Below are 11,709 nucleotides of genomic sequence, written 5' to 3'. Positions count from 1 at the left end.
CCCACCTTCAGCCGGGAGCGCAGCGTGAGGGACCATTGGGGGCGGTGGAGCCGGTCATTCCGGTACAGACCGAGATCCAGCGGGATCCAACAGCAGGAGCCTTGACACCATGACGGAAACCAGCGAACTCGACGACTCCTTCCACGTCTTCGACACCACGCTGCGCGACGGCGCCCAGCGCGAGGGCATCAACCTCACCGTCGCGGACAAGCTGGCCATCGCACGGCACCTGGACGACTTCGGCGTCGGCTTCATCGAGGGCGGCTGGCCCGGCGCGAACCCGCGCGACACCGAGTTCTTCGCCCGCGCGCGGAAGGAGATCGACTTCAAGCACGCCCAGCTGGTCGCGTTCGGCGCGACCCGCCGCGCGGGCGGGAAGGCGAGCGAGGACCCGCAGGTCAACGCCCTGCTCGACTCCGGCGCCCCGGTGATCACCCTGGTCGCGAAGTCCCACGACCGTCATGTGGAACTCGCCCTGCGCACCACCCTCGACGAGAACCTGGAGATGGTGCGCGACACGGTGTCGTACCTCCGTTCCCAGGGCCGCCGGGTCTTCGTCGACTGTGAGCACTTCTTCGACGGCTACCGGGCCAACCCCGAGTACGCCAAGGCCGTCGTCCGCACCGCCGCCGAGGCCGGCGCCGACGTGGTGATCCTCTGCGACACCAACGGTGGCATGCTCCCCGCCCAGGTCCAGGCCGTCGTGGCGACCGTCCTCGCCGACACCGGTGCCAGGCTCGGCATCCACGCCCAGGACGACACCGGCTGCGCGGTCGCCAACACCCTGGCCGCCGTCGACGCCGGCGCCACCCACGTCCAGTGCACCGCCAACGGCTACGGCGAGCGCGTCGGCAACTCCAACCTCTTCCCGGTCGTCGCCGCGCTGGAGCTGAAGTACGGCAAGAAGGTCCTCCCCGAGGGCGCCCTGCGCGAGATGACGCGGATCTCGCACGCGATCGCCGAGGTCGTCAACCTCACGCCCTCCACGCACCAGCCGTACGTCGGTGTCTCCGCCTTCGCGCACAAGGCCGGCCTGCACGCCTCCGCGATCAAGGTCGACCCGGACCTGTACCAGCACATCGACCCCGAGCAGGTCGGCAACACCATGCGGATGCTGGTCTCCGACATGGCCGGCCGCGCCTCCATCGAGCTCAAGGGCAAGGAGCTGGGCGTCGACCTCGGCGACGACCGCGAGCTGGTCGGCCGGGTCGTCGAGCGGGTCAAGGAGCGCGAACTGCGGGGCTACACCTACGAGGCCGCCGACGCCAGTTTCGAGATCCTGCTGCGCGACGAGGTCGCGGGCACGCCGCAGCGGTACTTCCGCACCGAGTCGTGGCGGGCCATCGTCGAGGACCGCCCCGACGGCAGCCACGCCAACGAGGCCACGGTCAAGCTGTGGGCCAAGAGCGAGCGCATCGTCGCCACGGCCGAGGGCAACGGCCCCGTCAACGCGCTCGACCGCGCCCTGCGCGTCGCCCTGGAGAAGATCTACCCCCAGCTCGCGAAGCTGGAGCTGGTCGACTACAAGGTCCGCATCCTGGAGGGCAAGCACGGCACCAACTCCACGACGCGGGTGCTGATCTCCACGACGGACGGTACGGGGGAGTGGTCCACGGTGGGCGTGGCGGACAACGTGATCGCCGCGTCGTGGCAGGCGCTGGAGGACGCTTACACGTACGGGTTGCTGCGGGCGGGGGTTGAGCCGGCGGAGTAGGCCCGGGTGGGTGCGGGCGCGTTCCCGGGCGCGAGTGCGTGGGGGCTGGTCGCGCGGTTCCTCGCGCCCCACAAAAGCAGGGGCTGCGCCCCGCGCATTTTGCCTGAGGGCCGCAGGCCCGAAAAAAGGGGCGCGGGGAACCGCGCGAGAACCCCCACCGGACCGCACCCGACGGCGCACCCCGAAAACGCACCCCGAAAACGCACCCGGCATCGACTGCCATCACGTCACCAAGTCGAGCACCTGCACGGTCACCGGCATCCAGGCACTCACAGGCCCCCGTTGATCGAATTGTCCGTTTTCGTGACGATCGAGGTAGCTTCGAAGATATGAAAGGCGTACCGAGTCGACGTCGTCTCCTCCTCCGCCTGCTGATCGCCCCGCTCGCCGCGGCGGCCCTGGCGGTGCTGGCGGTGCTGTCGGTCGGTGCGCCGAGCGCACACGCGGCCACCGACCTGTCCACGGTGGCCGCGGCCCTGCGCGAGAGCCCGGTCTACGTCGACCCGGCCGCCACCGACCTGCTCTCCGCGACGGACGCCGAGGCCCTCGCGGACAAGATCGAGGACGCGGACGAGCCGATCTTCGTGGCGGTCCTCCCGCCCGGCTACCCGACCGAGAACCTCTTCCAGAACCTCCGCACCGAGACGGGTGTGACCGGCCTCTACGGTGTCCGCCTCGGCGACCGCTTCGACGCCCGGGCCGACAGCAGTGTCCTGAGTCAGGAGGCCGTCGCCAACCTGGTCACGGCGGTCCAGGGCGCCGGCGACCCGAAGGCCCAGCTCAACGACTTCGTGGACGACGCCCTGCGCAGCAACCCCGGCGGCACGGCCCCGTCGAGCTGGAGCGACGGCGCCGACGCGGGCGTGGACGTCGGCGCCCTGGCAGCGGCCGGCGCGGTCGTGGCCGCGGGCGGCGTCGGCGCGTACGCGCTGGTCCGCCGCAACCGTAGCCGTAAGGAGGAGGAACGGCGCGAGGCGCTGGCCAAGCTCGCCGTGGTGGTGGACGAGGACATCACGGCCTTCGGCGAGGAACTGGAGCGTCTGGACTTCCACCCCGCCGAGGCTGGCGCCGACGACGCGATGCGCGCCGACTACGAACGGGCCCTGGACGCCTACGAGAAGGCAAAGTCCCTCATGGCGGCGGCCACCCGCCCCGAGGAGGTCCGCACGGTCACCCAGACCCTGGAGGACGGCCGCTTCTCCCTGGCGCAGCTTGCCGCCCGCAGGGAGGGCCGCCCCCTGCCGGAGCGCCGCGCCCCCTGCTTCTTCGACCCCCGTCACGGTCCGTCGGTCGCGGACGTCCTGTGGGCCCCGGGCGTCGGGACCGCACGCGAGGTGCCGGTCTGCGCCGCCGACCGGGCCCGCCTCGCCGACGGCCAGGACCCCATGATCCGCGAGGTGGAGACGGTGTCCGGCGCCCGCCGCCCGTACTGGGACGCAGGCCCGGCCTACGGTCCCTGGGCGGGCGGTTACTACGGCGGCGGCCTCCTCCCCGGCCTCCTCGTCGGCACCATGCTGGGCAGCATGATGGCCACCCCCTCGTACGCCGCCATGTACGGCTCCGGTTACGGCGACTTCGGCGCGGACTCCGGCTACGGCGGCGGAGACGTCTCGGGCGGTGACTTCGACACGGACGACTTCACCGGCGGCTTCGGCGGCGGTGACTACGGCGGGGGCGGTGACTTCGGGGGCGGCGGCGACTTCGGCGGAGGCTTCTGAGGCCCCGCCCCGACGCGGGCCGCCCGCAAGCCGTAGGCCGCGAGCCGCTACCAGGGGGCGTGGGCACGAGCACGGGCCCGGCGCTGGGAGCCGCCGGGCCCGTGGACGTCGTACGGAAGCGGTGCGGTGCCCCGCTCAGAGAGTGGCCGCGGCCGACGCGATCTGCGACGCGAAGGTGGACACCTCGGTGTAGACACCGGGCGCGTTGGGCTTGGCGCAGCCTATGCCCCAGCTGACGATGCCGACCTGGATCCACTGGTTGGCGTTGTCCCGGCGGAACATCGGACCGCCGGAGTCGCCCTGGCAGGTGTCGACGCCACCCGCCGCGTACCCGGCGCAGATCTCCTCGCCGGGGATGAGCCCGCTGTAGCCGCTGTAGGAACGGCAGGTCGCGTCGCTCACGAACGGCACGGTCGCCTTGAGCATGTACCGCTGCTGGGCGCCGCCCTGCGTGGCCGCGCCCCAGCCGGCGACCGTGAAGGTGCCGGAGTTGTACGCGGTGGTCGTGGCGATCTTCAGCGTCGGGAGGTTGATGGGCGAGGCGAGCTTGATGAGCGCCCAGTCCTTGCCGTCGCCGTTGTAGCCGGGGGCCCGGTACACCTTGGTCGAGCGGACCTGGACCCGGCCGCTGGTGCTCTGCAGGTCCACGACGCCGGCCGTGGCCGTGATGCCGGTGTTGTTGCCGGTCGCGCCGACACAGTGCGCGGCCGTGAGCACGATCTGCTGCGTGTACAGCGCGCCGCCACAGCCCATCGACAACCGGACCATGAACGGGAACTCGCCCTGCGCGGCCCGCGTGCCGCCGACCACCGGCGCCGGCGCGGCCGTGGCCGTCGACACGGGCTGCAGACTGGCGATCGCGAGCGCGGCGGCGCCGACAGCCGCACATCTCTTCAGGGCGGTGATGAGTCGCTTCAACGTGATGCCTTCCGTGGGGGGTTGACATGCGATGAGTCGTTCGATGACGCGTACTGCCGAACCGCAGACATGACGCAGACATGCCAATGAGGCGCCAGGAAATCACCCTGGATGGCATGCCCAGGTCAATTTCTGTTGCTGGATTATGAGAACGCCGTAACCCCCCACACAAGAGGCGCGAACCAGCCAGCTTCACTTCCACCGAGGAACCGTCCCGCGGAAAAGGGAGTGCGGCCGCGCCGGAGGAGTGCGCACACTGACTCGGTGATCGACATCTCGCCCGAGCTCGTACGCGCCCTGATCTCAAGCCAGTTCCCGCAGTGGGAGGACCTTCCCGTCAGAGCCGTCGACCGGCAGGGCTGGGACAACCGGACCTTCCGGCTCGGGGACCGGCTGTCGGTCCGGCTGCCCAGCGCGGAGGGCTATGTGGCCGCTGTGGCCAAGGAGGACCGCTGTCTGCCCGAGCTGGCCCGGCACGTGCCGCTGCCCGTGCCGGAGCCGGTCGCCGTCGGAACGCCGGGGGAGGGGTACCCGTTCCCGTGGTCGGTGCGGCGGTGGCTCCCGGGGGAGACGGTCGAGGCCGCGACGGGCGTCGACCGGACCCGTCTCGCCCGCGACCTCGGCGACTTCCTCACCCGGCTGCGCGAGGCGCCCGTCGGGCGCGGCCCGGCCGCCGGCAGGCACTCGTACTTCCGTGGCTGCCATCCCAGCGTCTACGGCGACGAGGTCGAGGCCGCCATCGAGCGGCTGGCGGACTCCGTCGACGTCGCCGCCTGCCGGGCCGTGTGGGCCGAGGCGCTGACGTCCGCCTGGCCCTCCCCGCCCGCCTGGTTCCACGGCGACGTCTCCGTCGGGAACCTCCTGACCACGGACGGGGCTCTCTCCGCCGTCATCGACTTCGGTTCCTCCGGCGTCGGCGACCCCGCCTGCGACCTCGTCATCGCCTGGAACCACTTCACCGGCGAGGAACGGAAGGTCTTCCGCGAGGCCGTCGGCCTGCCCGCCGACGCCTGGCGACGGGCCCGGGGCTGGGCGCTGTGGAAGGCCCTGGTGAGTACGGCGGGACTGTCCAGCCCCGACCCGGACGGGCGGCAGCGCAGGGTGCTCGACCAGGTGCTGGAGGACGCGGTCGTCTAGGACCGTGGCCGTGTGGGGAACCGTGGCCGCGTCCAGAACCGAAGCCGCCCGCCGACCGAGTCCGGGACCGCGAAGCGCATCAAGCTCCGTGAAGCCACATCTAGGACCGAAGCGGTCCTGGATGCCGCCTACCGTGCGGGCATGACCACTCCCGAAGCCTCGGAAGCCCGCGCGTTCCCCGACGCCGAAGACCTCGACGCCTGGCTGGCCGCCCACCCGGCCCCACCCTCCGGCGACCTCTGGGTCAAGGTCGCCAAGAAGGGGACCGGGATCCGTTCCGTCGGTGCCGGTGAGGTGAATGACATCGCCCTCTGCCACGGGTGGATCACCAGCAGCCGACGCCGTCTCGACGCCTCGTACTTCCTCCAGCGGATCACCCCGCGCCGGCCGGGCGCCGACTGGTCGATGGTGAACGTGCGGCGGGTGGCGGAGCTGACCGCCGCCGGGCGGATGCGGTCCGGTGGTCTCGCGGAGGTGGCCGCCGCGCGGGCGGACGGCCGGTGGGCGGCGGCGTACGAGTCGCAGAGGAACGCCGTCGTCCCCGACGACCTCGCGGCCGCGCTGGCGCGGAACCCCCGGGCGAAGGCCGCCTTCGACGGGCTCGGCAGGACGGAGCGGTACTTCGCCATGCTCGGCGTGCTGCGGGCGCGTACCCCGGGTCAGCGTGAGGCTCGGTCGGCCGCGGCGGTGGAGAGGCTGGCGGCGACGGCAACGGCGACACCGGAGGACGGGCGAGCTGCCCGGTGACGTACGCGGGCGGACGGGGGGGCGGCCCTGCGGCGGCGTCCGCCCTCGAACACCCCGCCGGGCGCCCGCATCCGGACCTGTCTCGCCCCCTGCCGCCGCGCTCCTCGCCCGCCGCAGACATGCCGCGCCCCCGCCCTCCTGCCCATGGGGCAGTCGAAGGGCGAGGGTGCTGGGCGGTGCGTCGGAACCGCGCGGCGTCGCCGGGCGATGGGGTCAGGCGTTGCGGATCGCCGAGATGTCGAAGGTGAGCTTGATCTTGTCCGAGACCAGAACGCCGCCGGTCTCCAGCGCCGCGTTCCACGTCAGGCCCCACTCGGAACGCAGGATCTCCGCCTTGCCCTCGAAGCCGACGCGCTCGTTGCCGAAGGGGTCCTTGGCGGCGCCGTTGAACTCCAGGTCGATGGTGAGCGGCCTGGTCGTGCCGAGGATGGAGAGGTCGCCGGTGATGCGGTAGTCGTCGCCGCCGAGGGCCTCCGCCTTCGTCGAGCGGAAGGTCATCGTCGGGAACTCCTCCGTCCTGAAGAAGTCCGCGCTCTTCAGGTGACCGTCCCGGTCGGCGTTGCCGGTGTCGATGCTCTCCATCTTGACGTCGATGGAGGCGGTGGACAGGGACGGGTCCGTGCCGTCCAGGTGCAGGCTGCCGGAGAAGTCGAGGAAGGCGCCCTTGACGTTGGTGACCATGGCGTGGCGGGCCGTGAAGCCGATCGTGGTGTGGGACGCGTCGATCGAGTAGTCACCGGTCAGCGCGGCGAGTTCGGGGTTCACCGCGGAGACGGTCGCCGGGGTGGTGGCGGTCTCGGTGGTCGAGTTGCTGCGGCCGAAGATGCCCATGACGTGCTCCTTGAGTGATGTCGTTCAATGTTCAACCAACTGACACGGCCCACCGTAGACCTATTCCGTTCAAGTTTCAACCGTGTCGGCTCGGTGATCATCGTGTCACTCGTTGTTGATCCGGCGGCGCCCCAGTGGTACACGGCATGGCCATGACCCCCACACGCCGGACCGTCCTCCTCCTCGCCACGACCCTGGCGGCCGCGACCGCCCCCGACCCCGCCCACGCCGCCGACGAGTACGCCGCCGACGAGTACGACACCCTCCGCCGCCGCTGGCTCGCCATCGCGCTCGGCGAGGGCTACGACCCCACCGCCGAGCCCTACGCCACGCGCCTGCGCGAGACCGGCGACCTGGCCCACGCCTTCCGCGCGGCCATGGCGCCCACCGTGAACTCCCTCTGGCCGGGCCACCCCTTCGACCCGCCCGCCGGAATCACCCAGAGCTACAGCCGCCTGTGGACGATGGCCCAGGCGTACGCCCAGCCCGGCACCGGCCGCACCGGCGACACCGCCCTCCTCGCGGACGTCCTGCGCGGCCTCGACCACCTCACCGCCACCGTCTACCACCCCGGCACCACCCGCTACGGAAACTGGTGGGAGTGGCAGATCGGCAGCCCCCGCCTCCTGCTGGACATCGTCGCCGCCCTGTACGACGAACTGACCCCCGCCCGCAGGGTCGACGCCTGCGCGGCGATCGACCACTTCATCCCCGACACGATGCTCCGCGACCACACCGGCACCTCCACCGGCGCCAACCGCGTCGACCTCTGCCGCTCCGTGGCCCTGCGCGGCATCCTCGGCCGTGCCCCCGAGAAGATCGCCCTCGCCCGCGACGCCCTGTCACCCGTCTTCCCGTACGTCACCCGGGGCGACGGCCTCTACGTCGACGGCTCGTTCGTGCAGCACACCTGGGTCGCCTACTCGGGCACGTACGGGCAGGTCATGCTCGACGGACTGGGCAGGCTCTTCGCGCTGCTGACCGGGTCGGGCTGGGCCGTCACCGATCCGAACCGGCAGATCGTGTTCGACGCCGTGGAGCGGGCCTACGCCCCGCTCGTCCTCGACGGGCTGGTGATGGACAGCGTCAACGGCCGTGCCATCAGCCGGGGTTACCTCAGGGGCGACGACCGGCACATCATGCGCGGCGACCACTTCCACGGGCAGGGGGTCATCGCCGCGATCGCGCTGCTCGCGCTCGGCGCCGGCCCCGCCGAGCGCGAGCGGTGGCACGGGCGGATCAAGGGGTGGATCGAACGCGACACGGTGACACCGATCCTCACGGCGCGACAGTTCGGTGTCGCGGACCTGGCCCGGCTGCACGCCGTCGCCGCCTCCCCGGTCGCCGCCGCGCCCGAACCCGTCGGCCACCGTCTCTTCCCCGCCATGGACCGGGCCGTCCACCGCCGCCCCGCCTTCACCGTGAACATCGCCATGGCCTCCGACCGCATCGCCCACTACGAGTGCGGCAACGGTGAGAACCCGCGCGGCTGGCACACGGGATCGGGGGCGACCCTGTGGTGGGCCGACGGGCACGGCGACCAGTACACGAACTGGTTCTGGCCCACCGTCGACTGGTACCGCCTCCCCGGCACCACCGTCTCCACCAAGCGGCTCGCCGACCGGGAGGGCGGCGAATGGGGCGCGCCGAAGCCCGCGGTCCGTTGGGTCGGCGGTACGACCGACGGCGAGTACGCCGCCGTCGGTCAGCATCTCGCGGGCCTCGGTTCCACGCTCCGGGCCCACAAGTCCTGGTTCTGCGTCGCGGACTCCGTCATCTGTCTCGGGGCGGGCATCACCTGCGCCGACGGGGTGCCGGTGGAAACGGTGGTCGACAACCGGAACCTGGGGGAGAGCGGCGCCACGGCGGCTCCCCAGCCCCTCCTGCGCGGTCGGCTCTGGGCACATCTGGAGGGTCACGGCGGCTGGGTCTTCTCGGACCCGACAGCGGGTACCAGCCGGCCCGGGGGGCCCGTCCTGCGGACCCTCCGCGAGGACCGCGCCGGCGCCTGGTCGGACATCAACACCGGCGGTACGACCGAGCGCCGCACCCGGCGCTGGCAGACCCTCTGGCTGGACCACGGCACCGATCCGGTGAACGCCGGCTACGCCTATCTGCTCATGCCCGGAGCGTCCCGCGGCGCCGTGGAGGCCCGTTCCGCCGACCGGCGCTGGTTGTCGATCCTCGCCAACGACAGCGCCTGCCAGGCCGTTCACGTCCCCTCCCTGGGGCTGCTCGCCGCCAACTTCTGGCAGCCCGGTACGGTGGGCCCGCTCACGGCCTCTGCCGGGGCGAGCGTGCTGCTACGCCGCCGGGGGAGGAGCGCTACTCTCTGCGTGAGCGAACCGCCCCGCACCGGCGAGCCCGTGGAGATCATCTGGAGTGGCCCGTTCCGCACGGTGGTCCGGGCGGACGAACCGGTCGAGGTGCTGGAGTCGGCCCCCGGCCGGCTACGGCTCCGCGTCACACCCGGCACGGCCTGCGCCACCCACACCTGTGACCTGACTCTCCCCTGAGAGGCCCGACCCGCCTTTGTGCGACCCCTACAAGCCCCCCACCCCCTGAGCAGTCGGTTCGACTGCATGCCGACGAGGTTCTGTTCAGGGGTACCAGGAAAACACGCCGGAGACTGTACGGAGTCGACGGACCGCTTTCCTCGCTCGGCTTCGTAAGGTCGCTACATGACCGTTTTGGATGAGGCACCGGGTGAGCCGACGGACGCGCGCGGGCGAGTGGCCGAACTGCACGAGATCCGTGCCCAGGCGTTGGCCGGCCCCAGCGAGAAGGCGACCGAGGCGCAGCACGCCAAGGGCAAGCTGACCTCCCGGGAGCGCATCGAGCTGCTGCTGGACCCGGGCTCCTTCAACGAGGTCGAGCAGCTGCGCCGGCACCGGGCCACCGGATTCGGTCTGGAGGCCAAGAAGCCGTACACCGACGGTGTCGTCACCGGCTGGGGCACGGTGGAGGGCCGTACGGTCTTCGTCTACGCGCACGACTTCCGGATCTTCGGCGGGGCGCTGGGCGAGGCCCACGCCACGAAGATCCACAAGATCATGGACATGGCCATCGCGGCCGGTGCCCCGCTGGTCTCGCTCAACGACGGCGCGGGTGCCCGTATCCAGGAGGGTGTCTCCGCGCTGGCCGGTTACGGCGGCATCTTCCAGCGCAACACCAGGGCGTCGGGTGTCATCCCGCAGATCTCGGTCATGCTGGGCCCCTGCGCGGGCGGCGCGGCCTACAGCCCCGCCCTGACCGACTTCGTGTTCATGGTCCGCGAGACCTCGCAGATGTTCATCACCGGCCCGGACGTCGTCAAGGCGGTCACCGGCGAGGAGATCACGCAGAACGGCCTGGGCGGCGCGGACGTGCACGCCGAGACCTCCGGCGTGGCGCACTTCGCGTACGACGACGAGGAGACCTGCATCGCCGAGGTGCGCTACCTCCTGTCGATGCTCCCCCAGAACAACCGCGAGAACCCGCCGCGCGTGGAGCCCTCCGACCCGGTGGACCGCCGCAGCGACGTCCTCCTCGACCTGGTCCCGGCCGACGGCAACCGGCCGTACGACATGACCAAGGTCATCGAGGAGATCGTCGACGACGGCGACTACCTGGAGGTCCACGAGCGCTGGGCCCGCAACATCATCTGCGCCCTGGGTCGGCTCGACGGCCAGGTCGTCGGCATCGTCGCCAACCAGCCGCAGTCCCTCGCGGGCGTCCTCGACATCGAGGCCAGCGAAAAGGCCGCGCGCTTCGTGCAGATGTGCGACGCCTTCAACATCCCGATCGTCACTCTCCTGGACGTACCCGGCTTCCTCCCGGGCGTCGACCAGGAGCACGGTGGAATCATCCGCCACGGCGCGAAGCTGCTGTACGCCTACTGCAACGCGACCGTGCCCCGGATCTCCCTGATCCTGCGCAAGGCGTACGGAGGTGCCTACATCGTCATGGACAGCCAGTCCATCGGGGCCGACCTCACGTACGCGTGGCCGACCAACGAGATCGCCGTCATGGGCGCCGAAGGTGCCGCCAACGTCATCTTCCGGCGCCAGATCGCCGAGGCCGAGGACCCCGAGGCCATGCGGGTCCGGATGGTCAAGGAGTACAAGGCCGAGCTGATGCACCCGTACTACGCGGCCGAGCGCGGCCTCGTGGACGACGTGATCGACCCCGCGGACACCCGCGCGGTCCTCATCCGCTCCCTGGCGATGCTCCACACCAAGCACGCGGACCTGCCGTCCCGCAAGCACGGCAACCCGCCGCAGTAACCCGCCGGTTCCTTCGCGGTACCCCTGCGGAAACCTCATCCACGGAGACTGACACCCATGAAGCTGCCTGATATTCGCGTCGAGAAGGGCCACGCCGAGCCGGAGGAAGTGGCCGCGATCACCGCGCTGCTGATGGCCCGAGCGGCCGCGCAGCCGAGCGAGGCCACCCCGGTCCACCGGGGCCGCCTCCGTGCGGGCTGGCGCCGCCTGGAGCGCGAGCCGGGGTTCAGGGCGCCGCACAGCTGGCGCTGAGCCTTGGCTTGAAAGGGCCCCCATCCTTGGTGCTTTCTAGGGGTCGTCGCAACACGTGGTTGTGTTGATCAGGCCGCGAGCAGTTTGTGCAGGCGCTCGGCTGGGGTTTCCCAGCCGAGCGTTTTGC

Annotated in this window: 9 protein-coding genes; 7 read left to right on the top strand and 2 right to left on the bottom strand. The window is 71.4% G+C overall.

All coding sequences use genetic code 11. The features are described 5' to 3' along the window. Positions 1–109 precede the first annotated feature (109 nt). Entirely contained in the window at positions 110–1,714 is a 1,605-nt protein-coding gene (cimA, locus tag P1P70_RS14080; protein ID WP_319237180.1) for a citramalate synthase, read from the top strand. A 329-nt stretch (positions 1,715–2,043) separates the two neighbouring features. Then, positions 2,044–3,432 carry a hypothetical protein gene (locus P1P70_RS14075; RefSeq protein ID WP_319237179.1) on the top strand — a complete coding sequence of 463 codons (1,389 nt, stop codon included), beginning with the start codon at positions 2,044–2,046 and terminating at the stop codon, positions 3,430–3,432. 135 nt (positions 3,433–3,567) lie between these two features. On the opposite strand, the gene P1P70_RS14070 is transcribed toward P1P70_RS14075, so the two are convergent. Beyond that, positions 3,568–4,350 (bottom strand): serine protease, encoded by a 783-nt coding sequence (locus P1P70_RS14070; protein WP_319237178.1) that lies wholly within the window; start codon positions 4,348–4,350, stop codon positions 3,568–3,570. Between the two features lie 264 nt (positions 4,351–4,614). Here P1P70_RS14070 and P1P70_RS14065 point away from each other — a divergent pair, with 264 nt between their 5' ends. Continuing rightward, positions 4,615–5,487 carry an aminoglycoside phosphotransferase family protein gene (locus tag P1P70_RS14065; RefSeq protein WP_319237177.1) on the top strand — a complete coding sequence of 291 codons (873 nt, stop codon included), beginning with the start codon at positions 4,615–4,617 and terminating at the stop codon, positions 5,485–5,487. 141 nt (positions 5,488–5,628) lie between these two features. Then, complete coding sequence (locus P1P70_RS14060; protein WP_319237176.1) at positions 5,629–6,234, top strand: YdeI/OmpD-associated family protein; 606 nt, start codon at positions 5,629–5,631, stop codon at positions 6,232–6,234. Between the two features lie 213 nt (positions 6,235–6,447). Here P1P70_RS14060 and P1P70_RS14055 read toward each other — a convergent pair whose 3' ends face one another. After that, positions 6,448–7,065: a YceI family protein gene (locus tag P1P70_RS14055; RefSeq protein WP_319237175.1), complete on the bottom strand. Its 618-nt coding sequence runs from the start codon at positions 7,063–7,065 to the stop codon at positions 6,448–6,450. A gap of 146 nt (positions 7,066–7,211) precedes the next feature. Here P1P70_RS14055 and P1P70_RS14050 point away from each other — a divergent pair, with 146 nt between their 5' ends. From P1P70_RS14050 to P1P70_RS14040, 3 genes are all read left to right on the top strand, one after another. Further along, on the top strand, positions 7,212–9,581 hold the full coding sequence (locus tag P1P70_RS14050) for a polysaccharide lyase 8 family protein (RefSeq protein ID WP_319237174.1): 2,370 nt from the start codon (positions 7,212–7,214) through the stop codon (positions 9,579–9,581). A gap of 165 nt (positions 9,582–9,746) precedes the next feature. Further along, complete coding sequence (locus tag P1P70_RS14045; protein ID WP_319237173.1) at positions 9,747–11,330, top strand: acyl-CoA carboxylase subunit beta; 1,584 nt, start codon at positions 9,747–9,749, stop codon at positions 11,328–11,330. Between the two features lie 57 nt (positions 11,331–11,387). Continuing rightward, positions 11,388–11,582 carry an acyl-CoA carboxylase subunit epsilon gene (locus P1P70_RS14040; RefSeq protein ID WP_319237172.1) on the top strand — a complete coding sequence of 65 codons (195 nt, stop codon included), beginning with the start codon at positions 11,388–11,390 and terminating at the stop codon, positions 11,580–11,582. Positions 11,583–11,709 lie beyond the last annotated feature (127 nt).

It is taken from the genome of Streptomyces sp. MB09-02B, assembly GCF_033794485.1.
Lineage (GTDB): Bacteria > Actinomycetota > Actinomycetes > Streptomycetales > Streptomycetaceae > Streptomyces.
The sequence above is the reverse complement of the archived record's forward strand: the minus strand, read 5'-3'. Positions and strand labels throughout refer to the sequence as shown.